General features: G+C 42.0%; 22 protein-coding genes. 6 read left to right on the forward strand and 16 right to left on the reverse strand.

Annotated features, from left to right (window positions below; all coding sequences use genetic code 11):
• Both JXL83_07095 and JXL83_07100 read right to left on the reverse strand, forming a co-directional pair.
• Nucleotides 1-321 (reverse strand): hypothetical protein (locus JXL83_07095; protein ID MBN2363881.1); only part of this gene is annotated, 321 nt, incomplete at its 3' end.
• A gap of 101 nt (nt 322-422) precedes the next feature.
• Nucleotides 423-3,803 (reverse strand): AAA family ATPase, encoded by a 3,381-nt coding sequence (locus JXL83_07100; GenBank protein ID MBN2363882.1) that lies wholly within the window; start codon nt 3,801-3,803, stop codon nt 423-425.
• A 214-nt stretch (nt 3,804-4,017) separates the two neighbouring features.
• Here JXL83_07100 and JXL83_07105 point away from each other — a divergent pair, with 214 nt between their 5' ends.
• The 3 genes from JXL83_07105 to JXL83_07115 all read left to right on the forward strand — a co-directional run bounded on the left by JXL83_07105 (nt 4,018) and on the right by JXL83_07115 (nt 5,784).
• On the forward strand, nt 4,018-4,215 hold the full coding sequence (locus JXL83_07105; protein MBN2363883.1) for a hypothetical protein: 198 nt from the start codon (nt 4,018-4,020) through the stop codon (nt 4,213-4,215).
• Nucleotides 4,216-4,415: 200 nt separating this feature from the next.
• Nucleotides 4,416-5,531: a UDP-N-acetylglucosamine 2-epimerase (non-hydrolyzing) gene (gene wecB, locus JXL83_07110; protein MBN2363884.1), complete on the forward strand. Its 1,116-nt coding sequence runs from the start codon at nt 4,416-4,418 to the stop codon at nt 5,529-5,531.
• A gap of 34 nt (nt 5,532-5,565) precedes the next feature.
• The gene (locus JXL83_07115; GenBank protein MBN2363885.1) at nt 5,566-5,784 is read left to right on the forward strand and encodes a hypothetical protein; all 219 of its coding nucleotides are present in this window, start codon (nt 5,566-5,568) and stop codon (nt 5,782-5,784) included.
• Between the two features lie 14 nt (nt 5,785-5,798).
• Here the strand turns inward: JXL83_07115 and JXL83_07120 are convergent, their stop codons facing one another.
• Genes JXL83_07120 through JXL83_07170 form a run of 11 tightly spaced genes read right to left on the reverse strand, consistent with a single transcriptional unit; the run spans nt 5,799 to nt 15,325 of the window.
• On the reverse strand, nt 5,799-6,749 hold the full coding sequence (locus tag JXL83_07120; GenBank protein ID MBN2363886.1) for a radical SAM protein: 951 nt from the start codon (nt 6,747-6,749) through the stop codon (nt 5,799-5,801).
• Entirely contained in the window at nt 6,742-7,602 is an 861-nt protein-coding gene (locus tag JXL83_07125; GenBank protein MBN2363887.1) for a hypothetical protein, read from the reverse strand. The genes JXL83_07120 and JXL83_07125 overlap by 8 nt, the downstream gene beginning before the upstream one ends.
• 35 nt (nt 7,603-7,637) lie before the next feature.
• On the reverse strand, nt 7,638-8,453 hold the full coding sequence (locus JXL83_07130) for a hypothetical protein (protein MBN2363888.1): 816 nt from the start codon (nt 8,451-8,453) through the stop codon (nt 7,638-7,640).
• 51 nt (nt 8,454-8,504) lie between these two features.
• A complete protein-coding gene (locus tag JXL83_07135; GenBank protein MBN2363889.1) occupies nt 8,505-9,284 on the reverse strand; it encodes a hypothetical protein in 780 nt (259 codons plus the stop codon).
• 33 nt (nt 9,285-9,317) lie between these two features.
• Entirely contained in the window at nt 9,318-10,214 is an 897-nt protein-coding gene (locus JXL83_07140) for a putative Ig domain-containing protein (protein ID MBN2363890.1), read from the reverse strand.
• Nucleotides 10,211-11,992, reverse strand: a complete 1,782-nt coding sequence (locus JXL83_07145) for an alpha/beta hydrolase (protein MBN2363891.1) — start codon at nt 11,990-11,992, stop codon at nt 10,211-10,213. Before JXL83_07145 ends, JXL83_07140 begins: the two co-directional genes overlap by 4 nt.
• Nucleotides 11,993-12,049: 57 nt before the next feature.
• The gene (locus JXL83_07150; GenBank protein ID MBN2363892.1) at nt 12,050-12,517 is read right to left on the reverse strand and encodes a MogA/MoaB family molybdenum cofactor biosynthesis protein; all 468 of its coding nucleotides are present in this window, start codon (nt 12,515-12,517) and stop codon (nt 12,050-12,052) included.
• Complete coding sequence (locus JXL83_07155; protein MBN2363893.1) at nt 12,489-12,929, reverse strand: MOSC domain-containing protein; 441 nt, start codon at nt 12,927-12,929, stop codon at nt 12,489-12,491. Before JXL83_07155 ends, JXL83_07150 begins: the two co-directional genes overlap by 29 nt.
• Entirely contained in the window at nt 12,926-13,384 is a 459-nt protein-coding gene (moaC, locus tag JXL83_07160; GenBank protein ID MBN2363894.1) for a cyclic pyranopterin monophosphate synthase MoaC, read from the reverse strand. Before moaC ends, JXL83_07155 begins: the two co-directional genes overlap by 4 nt.
• A complete protein-coding gene (locus JXL83_07165) occupies nt 13,381-14,175 on the reverse strand; it encodes a radical SAM protein (GenBank protein ID MBN2363895.1) in 795 nt (264 codons plus the stop codon). The genes moaC and JXL83_07165 overlap by 4 nt, the downstream gene beginning before the upstream one ends.
• A complete protein-coding gene (locus JXL83_07170) occupies nt 14,159-15,325 on the reverse strand; it encodes a molybdopterin molybdotransferase MoeA (GenBank protein MBN2363896.1) in 1,167 nt (388 codons plus the stop codon). Before JXL83_07170 ends, JXL83_07165 begins: the two co-directional genes overlap by 17 nt.
• A gap of 258 nt (nt 15,326-15,583) precedes the next feature.
• On the opposite strand from JXL83_07170, the gene JXL83_07175 reads away from it, so the two are divergent.
• From JXL83_07175 to fdhD, 3 genes are read left to right on the forward strand one after another with little or no spacing between them, the layout of a single operon-like run.
• A complete protein-coding gene (locus JXL83_07175; GenBank protein MBN2363897.1) occupies nt 15,584-16,429 on the forward strand; it encodes a formate/nitrite transporter family protein in 846 nt (281 codons plus the stop codon).
• Nucleotides 16,426-17,010, forward strand: a complete 585-nt coding sequence (locus JXL83_07180) for a molybdenum cofactor guanylyltransferase (GenBank protein ID MBN2363898.1) — start codon at nt 16,426-16,428, stop codon at nt 17,008-17,010. The genes JXL83_07175 and JXL83_07180 overlap by 4 nt, the downstream gene beginning before the upstream one ends.
• Nucleotides 16,995-17,750, forward strand: coding sequence for a formate dehydrogenase accessory sulfurtransferase FdhD (fdhD, locus tag JXL83_07185; protein ID MBN2363899.1), 756 nt, complete (start codon nt 16,995-16,997; stop codon nt 17,748-17,750). The genes JXL83_07180 and fdhD overlap by 16 nt, the downstream gene beginning before the upstream one ends.
• A gap of 65 nt (nt 17,751-17,815) precedes the next feature.
• Here the strand turns inward: fdhD and JXL83_07190 are convergent, their stop codons facing one another.
• From JXL83_07190 to fdhF, 3 genes are read right to left on the reverse strand one after another with little or no spacing between them, the layout of a single operon-like run.
• Complete coding sequence (locus tag JXL83_07190; GenBank protein ID MBN2363900.1) at nt 17,816-18,634, reverse strand: FAD/NAD(P)-binding protein; 819 nt, start codon at nt 18,632-18,634, stop codon at nt 17,816-17,818.
• 12 nt (nt 18,635-18,646) lie between these two features.
• Nucleotides 18,647-19,687, reverse strand: a complete 1,041-nt coding sequence (locus JXL83_07195) for a 4Fe-4S dicluster domain-containing protein (GenBank protein MBN2363901.1) — start codon at nt 19,685-19,687, stop codon at nt 18,647-18,649.
• Nucleotides 19,687-21,738 (reverse strand): formate dehydrogenase subunit alpha, encoded by a 2,052-nt coding sequence (gene fdhF, locus JXL83_07200; GenBank protein MBN2363902.1) that lies wholly within the window; start codon nt 21,736-21,738, stop codon nt 19,687-19,689. The genes JXL83_07195 and fdhF overlap by 1 nt, the downstream gene beginning before the upstream one ends.
• Nucleotides 21,739-21,861 lie beyond the last annotated feature (123 nt).

Genomic DNA, 21,861 nt, shown 5'->3' on the forward strand with positions numbered 1-21,861 from the left:
GCTGACAAGGGCATCCGTTCCCCAGTCAGGTTGAGGAGTGACAATAGGCTCTTTCCACTGGACAACTATCTCCATGATTCCATCGCCCGTCATCTCTCCGAGGACAGGAAACAGACAAATTGAAGCGTCGTATTTGCCTTCATTCCAGAGATTTTCTATCTCTTCCTTCAAGAGAATATCCTCAGGTGTTGCTCCTTCTACAAGTAAAATTTCTATCATCGAGTTTTCTTTTTCCTGAATGCTCAAGCCTTCAAGTAAAGTCCAGACGGGCTGAGAACAAGTCACAGATCCGTAGACGAGAAAAAACATCAGGGTCAACATAGCTTTCTCCTTTGTTGTATTTTTCTCCGCGTCAATCTTGCCAACCAATACATACAGGAGAATTATAATTTCAAGCGTTAAAAAAACATTAAATGGAAAAATTAAACCAGTTTACAGTTGGAACAGATGCTTGAATAAAGCTCGAGAGTTTCAGGGCTCGGTTCCACTCCGTACTCTTCGTTCAAATATTTTTTTATGAATTCAAAATGTTTTATGGCGCCTACTCTGTCACCCTGTTCATACAAACACCTCATTATAGTCCTGCCGGCTTGCTCGTCAGATGAGTCCATGGTTGTCATTCTCTGAGCAAATTCGAGAGCCTTTTTCAGCTCAACTCTCTGAAGATTTAATTCAGATAGCCACAATAAAATTCCCCTCATTTGGGTCTGAAGTTCGCGCTGTTTTTCGACGGCTTTTTCAAAATAAAACTCGGGCAGGAAAACTCCTTCGTAAATATCAGCGGCCAGGAGCGCCGACCTTTCTGCGGCGTGAACAAAACCTTTCCTCTTTTGAGATTTCCAGTCTATGACCGCTTTTTCAAACCTGAGAAAATCCACATTCAATTTCTCTTTGTCTAGTTTTACAGCGTCTCCCTCTCTCAAAACAATCTTTTCACCCACGACATTGATGAGTTGATTGAGTGCAACACGAAAATTATTACTTCCCTTTCTTGAATCAGCGTCGGGCCACAATTCTGATGTCATCATTTCCCTCGTAAAGTTTCCACCTGAAGACGACGACAACATCAGTATAGCGAGAAGTTCTTTTGATTTTGCCAGTTTCCACTCTTTTGCGGTGACAAAATTCAACTCGCCCGGTCTTTTCACGTACAATCCGCCAAAAGTGAATATTTCTGTTTTCTGGTCAGTGAATTCAGGCTTATTTTCAGCCGCTTTTTTCAGCGCGTTTTTAAATCCGGCTTTTTTCATCAAAGGTATAAGGTTTTCTACGGCTTTACTGGCTCCCATATTATAAAGCACGCCCATTCCTTCTAAAAATATCTTTTCTCCCTTTTTACCCCCGAGTTCCAATCCAAAATCAATGGACAGATATTTGAAAGCAATTTTTTCTTTATGTCTCAGGGCTAATTCTCTCGTTTTTTTATAACTTTCCAAGGCTTGTGATTTTTTATTTTTTTTCAGCAAAAACAGATTTTTTATCGCGAGCGCTTTTATATACCTCGATTTCAGAGCGAGTTTTTTTGTTGTTTTGAGGGCTTCTTCCAGATATTTTTCAGATAAATCGTAATCGCCTTTTTTCAAACATATTAATCCGTTTACTGTTAAATAACCGCAGCGCATTCCTTTATCCAAAGCCCCCTGATTTATTCTCTTTATAATCGCATCAGCGCTTTCGATCTCCCCTTTTTCAGCGAGCAGAATTGCTTTATGAGTTTGTATCGAGGCGCGCAGTCTTGAATTGTCTATTTTTTCCGCCTTCTGCAGAGCGAATTCGTAATATTTTTTAGCCACATCAAATTCGCCTAAAATTTCATAACAGTTGCCAACGTAAAAAAGATCGATACCCATAGACTGATCCAGATCGAGTGATTGCGCCTGTTCCAGCGCGACATTAAGATTTGAAAGTGCGGAATCAAGCATTCCGAGAGATATTTCAATGAGACCGAGATTGGAATAACACTCGGTAATACAATCGAGAAAGCGGCTTTCTTTGGCTATGTTCAAGGCTTTCGTTATATGTTCGCGTGCGTTTTTGTGTTGACCCTTAAGATACATTACCTGTCCTATGTTTGAGAAAGCTTTGTATAAGGATAACGGCGCGGCGTTTTCAGGTATTTCAGAAATCAGCTTTTTTGACAATTCTTTCGACTCATTCATAAGTCCCATTCTTCTGAGAAACAGACATTTATCAGCTGACAGCATCCAATGGACTTCTCTTTTTTCTCCGGCAAACGAGAAAGCTTTGTTCAGACATTCTTCAGCCTCCGTGAAATTCTGATCCGAAAGACTGTTGTGAAATCTCATACGGCAGTATTTTACCGCTTGTTCTGTAAATCCGTACTTTTCAAGATCCTGCAGAAGTTTTTCAGTGTCAGTTGATTTCGATTCCGCCTTTCCCAAAACCCAGGCGATGTAACTGAATTCGAATTCGACGAGTGCTTTTTTTTCATCCGGTACATCGGTCTTCGCTGATATCTCTCTTGCGATTTTAATGTTTTCCCACGCGAGTTTATAATCGTAGTTATGAAAAAATTCCTTGGAAATCTCGTACAAATAAAGCGCCAGCTCTTTTGTTATTTCGTCCTCGGAAAGGTCTTCAGTCAAATGACGGGAAATTTCTGCTGATTGAGATTTTCTGCTTTTATGGATAGAGGCAAGTCTTCTGTGCGTTTCCCGCCTCGCAGTAATCTTCATCCTCTCGTATATCAGTTCCCTTACAAGCGGATGTGAAAAAATACCTGAATTTCCTGAGCACGTCAGCAGGTTGAGACGTTGAAGATTTTCGCATATATCAGTGAACTGATCCTGAGACATAGTTTTCTGCAGTTCTCTGAGAATAGAAAGATCAAATTTCTCGCCTATAACGGAAGCGCTTTCCAATATCCGTTTTTCCGGAATCGATAGATTCGCCAAATGATTTTCTAAAACGCTTTCGAGTGTTTTAGGTATTTGAAAACCCCTGAAATTGTCAGATATGATCCATTCGTTTTTTTCGTCATCGAATGAAATGATATTCCTATTGATCATGAATTCGATTATTTTCTCGACAAAAAGAGGATTGCCTCTGGTCACCGAATAAAGCCAATCATTGAAATTGTTCAAATATATATTTTTGAATTTTTCGTTCAAAAGATTAAGGAGCGCATCTTCAGGTAAATTTTCAAGATCCAGCGGAACAATCACTCTGTCGCGATACAATTCTTTTTCCGAACGTCTCAACGATTCGTTGTTTTCATCGGATCGTTCGGCGGCCAGTATTAAAAACGGTATGTCTGCGGTTCTTTTAACCAGATATACAAAAAGGTCGAGAGATTCCTCGTTCATCCACTGGATATCGTCAAAAATCATAATTAGGGGTTTAAATCTCGAAAGATTAAGAAAAAAACGATGAAATGAATAGTGTAAAGACTTTCGGCTTTTTGTCCTCTCGGAATTTGTCAGTTTTACCGGATAAAGCTCCCTTATTTTCGGGATTATGTAAGCGAGATATCCGGCAAAATCAGGATTCAGCAATCTGGGAAGAGTCTGGCGTGGGAATTCCATGCGTTCTATAAAATCCTCAACTATGCTTATAAAAGGCGAATAATCGCTTTTGTCGTCTTTTATTATTTTTACGCTTAATAAATTCACATTCCGGCTTCTCACGTTTTCCGAAAAATGCTTCAGAAGAGTGGTCTTACCGACGCCGAGTTCGCCTTTTATCAGGACTGCTTTGCTGTTGCAATTTATGGCTTCTTCGAGACAATTCTCAAGTATGCCAATTTCCTTTTGCCTTCCGACAAAAGGATTTGATAGAGTCATTTGTTCCACAGAATAAAATTATATCTATAAATAACCGGAATGAAAATTAGAAAGAAAAAAATCAATTGGAACATGAACACATCAATATAAGATTGACTCGAACTAATTTTAACAAAGAATCCACTAAATATGGACTGATAAAAATTATTAATGTATTGAAATAATCGGTAAAATACTTTACTGTAAATTATAGCCTTTTATGAATGGAGGACAAATGGAACAGACATGCGAACTTCTTGAAAAATGCGGTTTTTTCCGAAAGTATCAGGATGTTGAAAATGAAATATGCGAGATGCTCATCGCCGAATATTGCAAGGGATCAATGATGAATGAATGCAAGAGAAAAGAATACAGACAAAAAAACGGGGTTCCACCATCCGACGACATGTTGCCTGACGGCGAAATGCTTTGATAATATTCTTATTCTGTTAAACTCGCATACTACATAGCACGCTGGTTTTTTTCGATAAATTTAACCAAACCTGTTCTGTTAAGACAGAAATTTATTCAGCAAACTCAGATTCCTTCTAAAAGATATTTTTATTGTAAAAAATATAATTCCCTTATATTCTTTTTAAAGCTATTTTTCAAGTGATTAAATCAAAAAAAACAATGGGAAATAAAATTAAAAAAATCGCTATAATTGCAGGCGCTCGTCCAAACTTTATGAAAATTGGACCCGTTTTGAAAGCCTATGAATCAGCTACGGATAAAATGCTCTTCGTCCACACCGGTCAGCATTACGATTTCTCCATGAGCGACGTTTTTTTCAAGGAACTCGGCCTCAGAAAACCCGATGTTTTTCTTGGAGCCGGAAGCGGCAGTCATGCCCTGCAGTCCGCCAAAGTGATGACCGAATTTGAAAAATGGTGTCTGGAAAACAAACCCGGCAGAGTCGTCGTAGCCGGCGATGTCAATTCGACCATGGCTTGCTCCATAGTCGCATCCAAACTGGGTATTCCTACAGCCCACATAGAATCCGGACTGAGGTCTTTCGACAGAACCATGCCCGAAGAGATAAACAGAATAGTAACTGACCAGCTTTCGGAATTTCTGTTTACAACGAGCAAAGACGCCGAAGAAAACCTCAGAAAAGAAAACGTCTTCGGGAAGATACATTTCGTCGGTAATTCGATGATAGACTCGTTGTTGTATATTTCGGATAAACTCAACGGACAAACTCTTGACAACATGGGCTTAAAAAAATTCGAATACTGCCTTGTCACTCTTCACAGACCTTCAAACGTAGATAACAAAGATAATTTAAAAATTGTGACTGAAATACTGGCAAATGTTGCCGAGATAATCAAAATCATTTTTCCCGTTCATCCGAGAACTTTAAAAAACCTGAAAAATTTCGGATACAAAGAGAAACTCCATAAAAAAGATATATCTCTCACAGAACCTCTCGGTTACAAAAGCTTCGTAGAACTCGAAAAAAACGCGAAATTCGTCTTAACAGACTCTGGAGGCGTTCAGGAAGAGACGACTTATTTTAAAGTACCATGTTTGACTCTCAGACCTAATACGGAAAGACCGGTAACTGTGACAGAGGGCACAAACGAACTCGTTCCCCCCGACAAGAACATTATCCGTGAAAAAGCGTCTCAAATCATCTCTGGAAAATGGAAAAAAGGAACAGTTCCTGAACTCTGGGACGGAAAAGCAGGAGAGAGAATAGCGCAGATTCTCAGGGATTGGCAATTAACAATTATCAAGAGACAATAACAATTGAGAAAAAGAAAGTAGTATAATATCAGGCATGATACTCGACAAAGAAAAATACAGGCAATATCTTGAAAATTCTATAAAAAACGACAATCTAATATACGAGAAGAAACTTGAAATTTTTGAAGAGATGTTCATCTTGTCCAAGGATTTGGGTTTACTCAATAAAATTGATCCTCTGGAAGGTACGGAAAAGAACATAAGAATAGCCGGAATATTGAATAGATGTTTAAAAAATAACTCCTCAGATTAGTCTATAGTTTTTAGTTATACATTACAAGAATACCTGCATGAGCCTAAACACGATTGATAATGACCGCAGGAAATGCAATTTTCGGAATAATTGTCATTTCTAAAACATTTAAGTTCTTCACACTCAACAATGTCCTTGAAATCATCTTTAAGAATGTTTCCGAGTACTGTTGAGCTTTGCTCGCAAGGCCTGACTCTTCCTTCGAAATCAACCGCGAATTTGACAACACCGCACAGACACAATGACATTTTAATGTTCCTGAAACCGCTGATGTCCGATTTACACCTCTCGAAAGGCAAGCCGAAAATAACTGGCAAACCGTATTTTCCCGAAAACTCGTCGGCGATTTTTATCAACTCAAGTTTTTCATCCGTACTTAAAATGAGTTCTTTTTTATTTTTCGCTCCCCTTCCTGTCGGGGAAAAATAATTTATTGTCGCTGAATCCGCCGAAAAAGCGAAGGCGAAGCTTAGCAGATCGCGGATTTCAAAAAAATTTATCTTCATAGCCGTAATCGAGACATTTATCCTGAATCCGTGTTTTTTTGAAAGCGCAATGTTGGATTTTACAGCTTCCACTCCATCTTTTCCGCAGATTTGTCTGTATTTTTCTTCTCTCAAAGTCGGAAGCGATATGTCTATAAGGTCAATTATTTTTGAAGAATTTTTAATTAAAAATTCTTCGCTCAGATTTTTTCCGTTCGTCGCCAGGCTTACAAACTTTACTTCAGGCCTGCAGAATTCTATTAGTTCACTGAGACCTGTCTCCAAAAGAGGCTCTCCGCCCGTAAAGCAAATTCCGACCGGTTTGATTTTTGAAATTATACTTCCAAGGATTTTAAAGCTATTTTCCCGATTGCTTGTTCCAAATGTTTTGTTTTCATGATTTTTCCAGACGTTGTAACAATATATACAGTCATTGTCGCAATCGGGGGTCGCTTCAAAAACGACAAATAAATCATTCATCCGAGAGCAGGTCTCTGAAAAGCGTGTCCATGAAGGGCAGGATAGTCTCCAAATAAAGCAAATCGGTTTTCGTCTTTTCATACAGCACATTGTATGAATCAAATACCGAATCACTTATTAAATTTTCATTTCTGAGTGAATCCATTCTTTTGTATGTCATATCAATGATTTTCAGGACGTCAAAATCTTCGTTTTCAACCCCATAAAGGTCTACCGGAGTTTCCCATCCCCATCTGTTCAATATCTGATGTGCGGTCTGAATTTTCGAGTATTTTTCAAGTTTTAGAATTATGTTGTCGAGAGCAGAATCAAATTGAGACCCGGAGATTTTTTCTTCGTCAAGGAGTCTGAAAAGCGTGTCGGTTTTCGCGTCAATGGCTTTAATCAGATTGTCGGAATTTATATCTATGGACGGTACTACCATCCTTGTCATGTATATGTATCCGGACATGTATTTTATCCTCGACTCGATCATATTAGACAGCAGTTCAATTTCAAAAGAAGTAATAAGTCCCTCTTTTTCCATATCATTCATTGCATTCAATACTTTGTCTAAATTTTCTTCATGCGAGGACATATCAATGTATATAAAGCGATCTGCAGCGATTCCTGAATCGGGATGACTGTAATCAATCAGTGCGTCCAATTCCCTCCACATATTCTTGTATTCATTCCAGCCTTGAGACGACAATATTGAAGCTGCTCGGCTATGGTCATTTCTGTTTTCTCCACGCTTTCCATTACCATCTTCCGCGCGCTTTAAAGTGCATTTGAAAAGATTTACGGGCGCGGCAACAGCCAAAACAAAAAAACTTGCGAGCATTTCTTTAATAAACTTATTTTTATTCTTCAAGATATCTCCTGCTTTAATTTTCAACGAAACATGTTTTATTCTTCGGTGCAAAGATTTCTGAACAAAGAATCCATGAAAGGCGAGATCGAATCGAAAACAGCTATTTCGGTCATGGTTTTCCGGCATTTTGCCTGAAAGCTATCATATTCGGCGAGGGTTATCCGGCCTTCATCAAGCATATTTCCGTATTTCAGCATAGTAATTTGAATTTCCCGTTCGACGTCAATACTGTCATCCTTTTCAAGGTCGGGATCATATCCGAACCTTTCTTTCCATCCCCAGTTGCGGAGAAAATCATAAGCTGTCTGCATTCTGGCATAATCATTGAGATGACAGACTATATTTTCGAGAGCAGAATCGAATTGTCCGTCAGAAACAAGATTTTCCCGTTTCAACTCTTCAAGCTCGTTTATTCTCGCGTTAATAGTTTGTATCTTTTTGCTCATTTTCACATCTATAAGAGCAGGCATACATCTCGTTAGAAAGATATAGCCGGATATATGCTTGATTTTCGCTTCCGCCATATCCGCCAAAAGTTCTTTCTCGAAAGACGAAAGCAGACCGATTTCCTGAAGATATTCAAGAGAACTTAGCGATGCCATCAGACTGTCGCTCTGTTCTCTTAAATCTATGAACCTGAACTCTTGTATCAAACCCGTATCATCCGACAATCTGAAACGGGCGATTTCGTCCATCTCTCTCCATGCCTTTTTGAATCTTTTCCATGAATCCGAGGATGCTATTTCATAAAAACGCCCTCTCCGTTCATTGTTTTCATCGCCGCGTGATTCCTGCGCTTTTTTGCTGTTGAAGGCACATTTGAAAAACGTCAATGGAAACGAGACAGACATTATCAGTAAATGAGGTATATATTTCCTGTCAAGAATCTTCATGCAGTTTTCTCATTCAATCCAGATGAATGTTTCGCCGACTGAGGTTCCGTTTTTATTCATCCGCACGAAATATTTTCCGGTCGGTAACAACCTGCCGCTATTGTCCCTGGGCTGCCAATAGAATTTGTGCTGACCGGCTTCGAAAAATCCCATGTCGTAATTGACGACGGTTCTGCCTGTGACATCTATTACTTCAATCGAAACGATGCCCTCAACCGGCATGAAAAAAGAAATCTCCGCTGGATTCAAAGATCTGTCAAAAAGCATACCCAAAACATCCGGCACGGGGAAAACCTCCGGGTTTTCCTCCACTGAAACGCTGACACCTGATCTGTATAATATCTGAGAGGTCGTGTTGTATACGACAAATATTCGCTCTCCCAGGAAATAAGAGGTCCAAGCATAGTAAAAAGAATCAGAATTGTTGAACTCGAGTTGATTGGTGTTGTAGAAAATGTCCCTCAACACTACATAAGAATGGTCGGTTCCGACCGTATCGTACACCCAGTAAAGCGCTTCAATTTCCTGATCGTCATCGAAATCGCTCGAAACACCGACGATATCCCATGCGTAAACGTTCGAAGGCAGAGGAAGCGTAAAAGTTCCGAGAATATTGTAACCTGTGTCCATAATTGCGAAAATCGGAGCCACATTCTGCTGGATCACAATCAGAGGATTGGAAGGGAGACCCGTCGGACCGAAAACTTTTCTTGCCTGAGTTACCTGAATCTGAGAAAACAGAGGATTTAACGCCGGCAAAAATGAAATCGCCAAAAACATCTTTTTCATTTCACACCTCTCTTTGAAAACAGCCGAAACCAATTATTGCTGATCAACAGCAAATTTGAGAGTGAAGGTCTGGGCGGCTTTGCCGCCGTTTCCGTCATCGACTTCCACCGTCACGGCGTGAGATCCTTCGGATGGAATTTCCCATGTTATCAGACCTGTTCCGCTTATTGTCATTCCCGCTGGAGCCTGCGTGAGCGAATATGAAAGGGGATCTCCATCGTGATCATTTGACATGATTTGATAGGTATACGCGCCTCCGCCGCTGACAAAAGGAGGCGACGAGACTATTGACGGAATGGCGTTTGTAATTATTACTGTGTTCGTGCTGTATTCTACGCCGTTCCCGTCAATAAGCCTAAGCATCAGTTCGTCGCCGCGTCTGAATCCCGCCAAAGCGAGGACCGTGTCATTGGCTCCTGCGACCGGCAAGCCGTTTTTGTACCATTGCGATTCAAATGAAAAATTTGTCCTGTCGCCGATTATTTCAACTCTCATAAGGCGTATTGTTCCCGCAACAGTGACAGAATCAGGTCCGATCCTCGCCGCCGCGATTGAAGCTGAAGCAGGAGTACCCAAGGTCACCGAAGGAGAAACAAAAGTCTTATTTTGGCCGTCGTGAAAAAATACGAAGACAGCGGTTTTTATGGTTGCGCCAAGCGGTAATTGCGACGTTTCAAGCGTTTTTGACCTGACAGCGAGAGTTTCATTTTCGACAATCCATAAATTGTACATCGAGTCAACTCCCGGGACGGAATAAGAATAATTCGCCGTAATCGGCTCACCTCGTAAAGGCGAAACTGGAGTCAGTTGGATTTGCATCACAGGCAGATTATTGTCTTCCTGGGTGCTGTTTTGTTCTGAGGATCCGTTTTCACTTGAACAGGAAAATATAAGCAAGCATATTGAACAGATTGATAATAAGCTTTTCATCTACCCTCCTCTGTCTGAAGCGGATTTGAATTTTCCACTATTCTGTTTATCCACTCTATTACGGTGTCGCTTACCGAAATATCTCTCGACGCGTCTTCGGGAAGCTTGAAATATTCAGCATATCCGTTTTTACCTTCTATTGTCGGTATGGCAAAATTGGCATCCAGACCGGGATAAATAACAAGTTTCGACAAGTCTTCAGGCAAGCCTCTCATTTTACAAACCGAGAACAATCTTTCGGCGTTAACCGAAGAAACAAAAGCGTCTTCCGCTCCGTGTATGAACAGGAAATGACAAGTTGAATTTATAATTTTTTTTACAGGGTCGAAATCCAGCAAAGACCGAGCGTAGGCAAGGTTTTCTCTTTCTCCGGGAAAACCGCTTATATCAGACCAGTAAACATCGGTGTTTCTTAAATTTTCAAGTCCTCTCTTCAGGTCCTCAATCTGCTTGGACAATCTTTCGTCAGACCATTCTCTCTCTTTTGCCTGCATAATAAGCATTTCTACGTTTCCTGAATCTACAGGATTAAGAGACGTCGCTCCGAGAGATATTACACCGCGAATCCTTCCTGCATAAGCGGGGTCTGAAGCGAGATCGAACGCGATTAGAGCCCCTTCACCGTGTCCGAGTATAAACACATTCCCCTTATCGATTTTGGGATTCGCATATAAAACATCGAACGCGGAAGCGGCATCTGATGCTAAAACACCCCAATGTAAAGAATCATAGCTTCCGCCGCTTTTACCCGTTCCGCGCTTGTCATAAACTAAAATCAATGCGCTTCCGTTTGAAGCCATCCTGTGAGCTAACGAAGAAAACACTCCCATCTGCCTTCTGTCGGACGCGGCATTTGAGTGTAGAAACAGAACACCCGGAACAGTTCCCTCCTGCGAGGGCGTGTAAAATGATCCAGCGATATTAACTCCGTCAGCGCCCCTGAAACTCACATCTTCCAGCGTGTAATTCTCAGGTTGAGGCGTGTAAACAGCAGGTTCTGGCAGTGTGAAAGGAGCGTCCGGATCTTCAAAAATACTCACTGTTATTCCCGAAGGCAAAACAAGTCTGGCCTGAAGAAGCGATCCGGCTCTGCCGTCTCCCCTCATTATTGTCCTTACCACTCCGTAAACGCTGTCGTCGCTCCAATACAGCATTGAGTCTTTCTCGATCTCCTTTCTGTATACTATCCGGAATTCGGCGGTGTCATTTTTAGCTCTCATCAGTTCAATGACCGCACTGCCCCACTCTCCAAATGCGGAAGGAATCAGAACAGGAACTTCCTGCATTTTTTCATAAAGAGTGTCTTTGAATACAAACCTGTTTACGAGGGCTTCTATGAGAAAAGCCTTGTCCCACTCTATGATAGCCGGGCCGTCCGGATCTTTGGGATCGTTGTTATAATATCTGGGAGAAGACACGACACTGTTTTGAAGCAATACGATCCAGGGTTTTTCGTATTTCAATCTGAAAGATATTTTCTGGCCGGGAAGCTGTTCGAAACATCTGTAACTGACTATTTGCATTGAAGAGATACCGGGAACCAGAAACAGTTTTGAATCGTAAACAATAGGTCTGAGCCTGAAAGGTCTTTCCTGTATGGACGATATAATTACTGTGTCTCCAGACCTTTCTCTTCGGACTGTTTCGTAACCCACCTGATTGTTGTCAACGGCAACATTGTATATTGTTTGCGGAATAAGAGGCACAACGCGAGAGCGAGAGCCCTGTGAACAGGAAATTAAAAAAAGGACGGGTAAAAACATTGATAATTTTCTCATGTTCTCTCCCTTATTTTTATTCGCTTTATCCAATTGAAATACAAAGAAACAAAAATATCAATGCTTTTCTCCTCTGAACATTTTCAGTGCGTGTCCCATAACAGGAGTCAGTGTTTGGGCGCAGAGTTTAACGGCATTCATTGATCCCGGAAAATTCACTATTATTGTCCGGCTCTTTACTCCGGCATAAATTCTCGACAGCATCGCGTTGGGTGTTTCTTTATAGCATTCAGCGAGCAAAGCTCCTGACATCCCGGGTAAATCATAATCACAGTAATTTCTTGATACGTCAGGCGTCCTGTCTCTTTCCGAAATACCTGTTCCGCCTGTGGTCAGAATGAAATCGGAATCCGCGCATTTCTCGAGTGCGGACAATATCTGAGATTCATCATCCGGGACAATCTGCCTGGAAATATCTGCGGAGGGAAAAGCCTCCCTGACAATCCTTTCTATTTCAGGTCCGGTCAAGTCTTCGTAAACTCCTGTGTGAGCTCTGTCAGATATTGTAATAACAGATACTTTCACTGCTTATTTCCCCTCCAATGACTACTTTTGCGAATATTCCTTTTTTGGGCATTACACATTGACCAAGTTGTTTTTCAATTTCGCATCCCGAATGGCATTCTTTTCCAATCTGCGTCACTTCGAGCATAGCGTCTCCCAAGTGGAGTTCAGTCCCCTTGGGCAAACTCGAAAGATCCACACCCTGAGTAGTAATGTTTTCGGCAAAATCACCGTATGAAATTTTAATTTTTCCTTTGACGGTTTCTTCTATGTCTTCAGCGGCGAGAAGAGAAACCTGCCTGTGCCAGTTGTCGGCATGAGCGTCTCCCTCGATTCCCCATCCTTCTTTTAAATATGCTTTTGCCACCGAAATTTTTTTTCTGCCTTTTTCATTTGAAATATTCACGGACAGTATTTTGAAATTTTTATTCATCTGTCGTCTTTCCTCTTCTCTACAAGTTTTATACCGGTTATTTTCATTTTTTTATCCACCGCTTTGCACATGTCATATACCGTTAATGCGGCAACAGCTACCGCCGTAAGAGCTTCCATTTCGACACCCGTCTTTGATTCTGTCTTAACTTCGGCGGTAATGATTACGGCTTTTTCTTCCAACTCAAACGACAATTTAACGCTTTCGAGAGGTATTACGTGCGAAAGAGGAATCAATACCTGGGTTTTTTTTGCACCCTGTATTCCAGCAATGTTTGCCACGGCGAGTACGTCACCTTTTATAACCGAGTTTTGTTTTATTAAAGTTATCGTGTTTTCCGAAAGTTCAATTCTCCCTTCGGCCTTCGCGTATCTTTTTACAGCCTTTTTTTCAGAGACATCGACCATTGATGCTTTTCCCAGATCGTCGGTGTGAGAAAATATTTTGTCGTTCATCCGCCTATCTCGTTCATCTTTCTATTACGGCACACGCAACCTCTTTCCGGTTTTGAAAGAACGGTCTTGACAAGAGAGTTGTATATGTCTTTGTAATCTACTGTAATCTCGATGTCGTTGTGCAGACAGGGTTTCAGTTTGCCGTCCGACATAAGCCTAATTCTGTTGCAGTTTTCGCATTTCGGAGGTCTGTCGAACGGGCTTTCAGTCTTGACGCTGTCGAGAGTGTAAGCGTTAATTAATTGAAGCGATATTTCCAATCGTGAACAAAATTTTTTCATTTTCATTATTTCACCTTCACCGGTGTCTTTGAGGACGACCATGTTAATTTTTACGGAGAGGTTTTCTTCGATCGCGCTTTCAATACCCTGAAGTACAGCTTTAATGTCTCCGCCTCTTGTTACGGCTTTGTATCTTTCTGGATCAAGCGTGTCGAGGGATATGTTCACTCTGTCGAGCCCGTTTTTTCTGAGTGCCGCAGCTTTTTTAGATAACAGTATGCCGTTTGTCGTCATACAGACTTCCTCTATACCGTCAATGGCAGATATTTGGGTTACGAGATCTTCAATACCTTTTCTGACAAGCGGTTCGCCTCCTGTCAGTCGTATTTTTTTAATTCCAATTCTGACTGAGTCTCTGACGATTTTAACAATGTTTTCGTAAGAAATTATGTCGGAGTGGGCTTTTTTTTCTATTCCCTCTTCGGGCATGCAGTAAAAGCATCTGAGATTGCACCTGTCGGTAACTGAAACGCGAAGATAAGAGATTTCGCGGTTATATTTGTCTAACATAAACTTCTTCTTCGGCCGGAACTGTTTCGATGCCGTCGTCAATTCTCAAAAGAGCGTTTGCTCCGCCGAGAGCCACTATATCGCCGGAACCGTGATATTGTGGAAACGTAATCTGTCCGGTCACGTGTTTGACAGGAACAAATTCCACTCTCGAAACGTCTTTTCTGCTGAATTTTTCCTCGAGCCGTCCTTTTATAAAAGAAGGTTTATACGGGAATCTCATCAGATTGTAAATAAAAGGTTTTATCAAGATTTCGAAAATCACCAGAACCGACACCGGGTTTCCCGGCACACCGAAGGCGAACTTAGTGTCTTTTTCTCCGAAAATAGTCGGTTTGCCGGGTTTTACGGCCAAAGAATCGAATCTTACTGAAATTCCGTTTTTCGAGAACGCTCTTTCAGTCAAATCCTTTTCTCCTACTGACGAACCGCCCGTTACCAGAATTACGTCGCATTCTTCCATGGCTCTGGCGATGGAATCGTATATCTCGTACAAATCATCCGAGACCCTGCTGTAAAGCTTCTTTCTGAAAAGACACGATCCCAGAAGAGCTGAAATCTGAAAAAGGTTGCTGTCGTATATCTTTCCGAATTCAAGCGGCCTGCCGGGCTCTTCCAATTCGTCTCCCGTAGTTATTACACCTATAAGAGGGCACACCGGCAGAATTATTTCGTTGTAACCGGAGGAAGCGAGGATACCGATTTCTTTTGGGCTCAAAATGCATTTTGCGATTAAAAGCTGGTCTTTTCTGACGTATTCCCCGCGCCTTGCTATGTTTTGCGTCTCTTCTGCCTGAATAATACTCATGAATCCCTGTGACTCCGAAGCGAATTCTTTTCTTATTATTGTATCGGCGCCGTCAGGCAGTATGCCGCCTGTCATAATTTTTGCGCATTCCCCGTTTATGACAGATTTCTCGGGTTTTTTCCCGGCACCAATGATCTGGGTTATCTTGAATTTTTCCGAAACGTCAAGAAAGTCGTATGCGTATCCGTCCATGGCGGCTTTGTTATAAGGCGGCAGATCGGTTTTTGAAAATATATCGTAATTGAGAGGTCTGTTGAGAGCGTTTTCAATCCTCACTGGTTCGGTTTCTGTTTTTATTGAATATTTTAACAAAAATTCCAAAGCTTTATCCGGATGAAGCATTCAGTCTCCTTTTTCGTTGTTCGTTAAGTAAATTATTATCGGACAATTAAGTCGATTTGACAATAATTTATGTATTTACCGGATGAACGTCTACATCTTGACAAAACAAAAACGCTGATTTAAAATTCAATTTCGATTTTCTGAAAGAGGACCGGTTTAATTTACGCCAGGGTCAGCACCATAAAATGACAGTTTTGAATGAAGAATGGAAATGTCAACGATAGAGAAAAAAACTCTCGCTAATGGCAAGGAGGATTAATGGCTGAGATAGTCAATGTCGGATGCAAAACTCCGGCGAATGTCGCGGAAACCCTTTCCAGGACCACTTGCGTCCAGAAAACGACGGCTTCTGACTGGAAACTCATCGTATTGGGTATTTTTGCCGGTGTTTATATCGGTTTCGGGGCCTCAATAGCGACACTCGTAGGATCTGATTCAGCAAAATTTCTCGGAGTGGGGCTGAGTAAATTTTTTGTCGGAGGAGTTTTCAGCGTAGGACTAATGCTCGTTGTAATAGCCGGCGCGGAACTTTTTACGGGCAACAACCTCATGCTCATGGGTGCTCTTGAAAAAAGAGTTTCAGTAGGTAAAGTACTTTACAAATGGCTCGTAGTTTACTTAGCAAACTTCGCGGGTTCGGTTCTTCTTGCATATCTCATTTATGTCAGCGGCCTTTGGAAGGGCGGAGAATTTTTAACCGGCGTAGCCGCCATTAAAATTGCCGCGGCAAAAGTCAGTCTTCCATGGGTGGAAGCTTTTGTAAGAGGTATTCTCTGCAACATACTTGTCTGTCTCGCTGTATGGATGGCAATTGCTTCGAGTAACATCGTAGGAAAGATATTCGCGATTTTCTTTCCAATAATGACATTCGTTGCAATGGGATTTGAGCACAGTGTAGCCAACATGTATTTTATTCCTCTGGGTCTTTTCCTGAAAGGAACTGCGGCCGCGGCGGCCTCAGGCCTCGATTTGAGCGGACTGACATGGATATCATTCCTCTGGAACAATCTTCTGCCCGTAACTCTTGGAAACATCATCGGAGGGGCGTTTTTCGTCGGGGCTCTCTACTGGATGGTTTACGTAAGAAACAGCAAGCAGGCATGACACAGGCAGTTATCCTCGCCGGCGGCAAAAGCAGCCGTTTCGGCAGAGATAAAGCTTTCGAAAAATTTGGGGACTCGACTCTGGTCGAGTCCGTTTTTTTTTCTTTAAAAGAAATTTTCTCCGATATCATTATCGTAACCAATTGCCCTGAAAACTTCTCTATATTTGAAGCCAAAACAGTAAAGGACATAGTTCCAGGCAGAGGTCCTATCGGCGGGATTTACACTGGACTGCTGTCGTCCAGTTCACAGAGAATATTCGCCATAGCCTGCGACATGCCGTTCCTTGACAAAGATTTTATAAAATACATGATTTCAATAAAAGAAGGGGACGTCATAGTACCGAGAAAAGAAAAAGACCTCTACGAACCTCTTCACGCAGTCTATTCAAAAAACTGTCTGCCGTACATTCTTGATCAGCTCAACAAAGGAGACAATAAAATTCAGAATTTTTTCAGCTTTGTCAAAACCGTCTATGTTGAAAAAGACGTAATCCTTCGCTTTGACACCGAAATGAAAATGTTTTTCAACATAAATGAAAAAAACGATCTCAAGAGATTCAAAACGTGTATAGAAAAATGAGAATCAAGAGGATCGACCTCCGGGACGGCGAGACCTTTTTTGAAGACAAAATAATAAAAGAATCAATGATAAAAATCTTAGTCAACGGCTCCGAAATGTCAAACATGGTTTGCTCTCCGTCCCAACTCGACGAGCTCGCTGTCGGCCGTCTTTTCTCCGAGGGTTTTATCGAATCGGCCAAGGAGATATCATCAATAGAAATTGAAAAAGACAAAATGACAGTAAATGTGGCGCTCAAAAAAAAACCGACTGACGCTGGAATTGAGAAACAATACGTAATGACATCCGGATGCGGACAGGCGGCATCGGATCTCAATCTTCTCCAGGGGAAAGGACTTAAACCTCTCGATAAACCGAGAATGTTCGATGCGAAAATAATTCTGGATCTGTTAAGGGAATTTCAGAAAAGATCTTTGATTTTCGCCGAAACCGGCGGAGTTCACGCGGCGGCATTGTGCAGGACCGACAAAATCATTTCTTTCAAAGAAGACATTGGCCGTCACAACGCAGTGGACAAAATAATCGGAGAGGCACTGCTCGGTGGAAAAAACGGAGAAGGTCTGTACATGCTTTTTTCCGGAAGAATATCCTCTGAAATTCTTGTTAAATCGCTGAAGTTCGGAGTTTATCTCATAGCTTCGAGATCCGCACCGACTGATCGAGCTGTTGAGCTCGCCAGAAAGACAAACATCAGACTTATAGGCTTTGCCAGAGGATTCAGATTGAACGTCTACAATTAATTTTTTTCGTTCATTAAATTAAAAAAAGGCGGAATAATCCGCCTTTTTCTCAAACCTGTCCTTTATTATTCTACGTCTAATAGTTTCAACTGGGCGTAAGTGAAAACAGGACCGTCAGTACAGCAATATTTGCTTCCTATTATGCAGTGTCCGCATTTTCCTATTCCGCATTTCATGTGCATTTCCATAGTCGTTATAATGTCTTTGGCTCTCATTTTTTTTTCGGCGAGAGTAATGTTGGTGAATTTTATCATTATTGGAGGTCCGCAAAGATATGCTATGGTGCTGTTCGGGTTGAACTCAACGCTTTCAAAGAGCTTGGTGACGACGCCGACACTGCCTTTCCAGCTCGCGTCCGGACTGTCAACCGTCCTCAGCACTTCAACATCCGGATATTTCGCCCATCTTGCCATTTCGTCGTCGTAAACGCATTCGGCGGGACATTTGGCTCCGTAAAGGATCCATATCTTGCCGTATTTGCCGCGATTGTTGAAAACAGCATTCATCACGGATCTGAGCGGCAGTAATCCTATTCCACCCGCGACGAAAAGGATGTCTTTCCCCTCGAATTCTTCCCAGGGAAAAGAATTACCGTATGGTCCGCGGACGAAAAATTCGTCTCCCTCTTTGAGTTCGTGTAAAGCGTCCGTTAAAACACCAACTTTCCTGACGGCTAATTCGAGATCGTCTCCCCTTTCACACGTTGAAGTGATCGAGATGGGAGCTTCACCCTTTCCGAAAATCGAGACTTGAACGAATTGCCCCGGTTTCCAAACGAAAGGTTTTTCGTCTTTGAATTTCAGCGTGAAATGCTTTACGTCAAAAACAAGATTCTTTAATTTTTTAATCTCTACTGCACGCGGCAGATATTCGTTTTTATTCATTTTACAGCTCCCTCATGATAGTGACAGTATGATTTCTTTGATATCGATATTGACAGGACAGGCGTCGAGGCATCTGCCGCACCCGACACAGCCGGTATCGCCGAATTTCATCTTGTCCCACAAAAGCTTACAGTAATATCGGTTCCCGGTGCGTTGTTCTTTTTTCTCCATCGGGTTATGTCCGCCTGCCATCCTGAAATATCCGCTCATCATGCAGGAATCTATTATTCTCTTTCTTATGCCTTTTCCTTCTTTCTGGCTGTCGGTAACATTGAAACAGGTACACGTCGGACAAACATAGTTGCACGCTCCGCAGGAAATGCATCTGTTCGTAATCTCGGACAAAAGCTTGTCGTCAACCGGATTGCCTGCCATTTTACCGAGAGCTTTATCTTTGTCGAGGTTTTCAGCGACAGGCAGTCCCGAAGCTTTCAATTTTTTTTCTTCCCATTTTTTCTCATAATCGGCGTCGGCTACATCAAACAATGCTTTGTCTTTAGTCACTATGACGCGCCCTTTTTCGCTTCCGATGTTTACGAAGAAATAGCCGTCTTCCATGTCGGTAAGTTGAACATCGAATCCTTTTTCAGCGAAAGGACCCGTCTTCATTGTGGCACAGAAACAACTTTCCGAAGGAGGTGTAAGGCAAGACATGCTTATCAGAGTCAGTTTGTCGCGCGCGTTTTTGTAGTAGTAATCCTCAAACTCTCTCTGTGCAAAGAAATTGTCAGTATATAGTATGCCTGCAATATCACAGCTCGGTAGTCCGAATATAACGGTTTCCTCTGAATTGTCTATGCTTTTAATCTTTGTTTCTCTCCCTTTTTTCTCGAATTCGATCATAGGTTCAATCTGACCAAAAAGAGCTTCACGCACGGAGGGCATAAGGGGTTTGTGCTCTTTCAGCAAGACTTTGCCTGTGTCTTCGACGGGAAGAAAATTTATGTCACCGAATTCGTTTTCTTGAGGCGCGAGAAGGTTGGAACTTTTTTTAAAATTTTCGAGGAGTTTAAAAATATTTGCCTCGGTAATTTTGAATTTGTCGGTCGACATCAGTTTCCTCCTCCGATTTTAACAGCACAAACCTTATATTCAGGAATTTTAGCCACCGGATCCAGAGCGTCTATTGTCAGTTTGTTCACCGCCTGATCGGCGAAATGGAACGGAATAAAAATATTCCCGGGTTTCATAACGTCAGTGACAACCGCTTTGACGCTTATTGTACCTCTTCTCGATGTAACTTTGATTGTGTTGCCGTTTCTTATTTTGTACTGTTTTGCATCTTCAGGATTTATCTCTACGTAGCATTCCGGCACTTCCCTTTCGAGAGTCGAACTTCTTTTAGTCAGTGTCCTGGTGTGATAGTGAAAATAAGTTCTCCCTGTCGTCAGTGTGAAAGGATATTCATCGTCGGGAAGTTCAGCCGGTTGTTTGAAATCTATCGCCGTAAAAAGCCCCTTGCCTCTGGAGAATCTGCCGTCTTTGTGCAAATATGGTGTTCCGGGATGCTCAATTGCAGGGCATGGCCACTGGAGACCAAAATTTTTACCGAGTCTGTCATAATTCATGCCGTGGTAACTCGGAGTGACGGAAGCCATTTCGTCAAAAATCTCTTCGGGAGATTTGTAAGGCATGTCGTAACCGCAGGTTTTGGATATCTCGCAGATTATTTCCCAGTCCTGTTTAGCTTGTCCGGGCGGATCGACGGCTTTTCTAATTCTTTGAACTCTTCTTTCGGTGTTGGAAAAAGTCCCGTCCTTTTCGGCATAACTCGCTCCTGGCAGGACAACATCGGCAAGCTCCGCTGTTTCAGTCATAAAAATATCCTGAACGACGAGAAAGTCTAGTGCTTCGAGACCTTTTTGTACATGACTGATGTTGGGATCTGAAACCATCGGATTTTCTCCGAGTACGTAAAGAGCTTTTATTTTACCCTCCATAGCCAGGTTGGGGACTGCTGTCACCGTCACACCGACTTTATCCGGAAGATTTTTTACATTCCATGCTTGTTCAAATTTCTCTTTGACCTTTGGATCAGTGACGGGCTGGTATCCGCTGTACACATTCGGAAGACCTCCCATGTCGCAGGCGCCCTGGACATTGTTCTGGCCGCGCAGGGGATTGACTCCCGTTGAAGGTTTCCCTATGTTGCCTGTAAGCATGGCGAGATTAGCGCACGATTTGACGTTGTCGACTCCGGTCGTGTGCTGGGTTATGCCCATGCAGTATATTATGCTGGACTTTTTACTTCGGGCAAAAGCTCTCGCCGCTTCAGCCAATTGAATAGCCGGAATACCTGAAATTTTTTCGACGTATTCAGGAGTGTATTTTTCGACGGTCTTTTTCAGTTCTTCGTATCCCTCGGTAAAATCCGCAATAAACTTACTGTCTTCAAGCCTTTCTCTGATTATGACGTTCATCATTCCGTTAATCCACGCGACGTCAGTACCATATTTGGGCGTCAGGTGGTATTTCGCATGTTTTGAAAGCTGGATGCCTCTCGGATCCACGAGAATCAACGTAGCTTTTTTATTTCTGACAGCGTTGATTATCCTCGAACCTATAAGAGGATGCTGTTCGGTCGTGTTGGAGCCTATAATCAGAAAAACGTCTCCGTCTTCGAACTCGTCTATTGAGTTCGTCATCGCCCCTGAGCCCAATGTCGCAGCGAGACCCGCTACGGTTGAAGAGTGTCAAAGACGGGCACAGTGATCTATATTGTTTGTTTTAAAGACAGCTCTCGCCATCTTCTGCATGAGATAATTCTCTTCATTTGAACATTTGGCTGAAGTGAAAAATGCCAAACTGTCCGGACCGGATTCTTCGTAATGCTTTTTGAATTTCTTCGCGGTCAGAGACAGAGCTTCCTTCCATGAAGCTTTCCTGAATTTTCCGTTTTCTTTTATCAATGGATCAGTAAGTCTATCGGGGTGCTGGACAAATTCCGAGGCGTTCCAGCCTTTAACGCAAAGACTGCCTTTATTGACCGGATGATTCTTGCTCGGAACAACACCCGTTATCCTGCCGTCTTTGACCTTAAAGTAGAAACCGCATCCGCATCCGCAATAGATACACGTTGTCAGTATCTGCTTTTCAGCGGACAAAAAATCCTCCTTTTTTTAACATTGGACTGAATCATGAGACATTCCATATTAAAATTCACCATCACACCTGTCAAGTTTAGATTCGAAATCAAATGTTTCAAAACAACTCATAAAAGCAATTCC

Source organism: candidate division WOR-3 bacterium (genome assembly GCA_016934535.1).
GTDB lineage: Bacteria > SDB-A > SDB-A > SDB-A > SDB-A > JAFGIG01.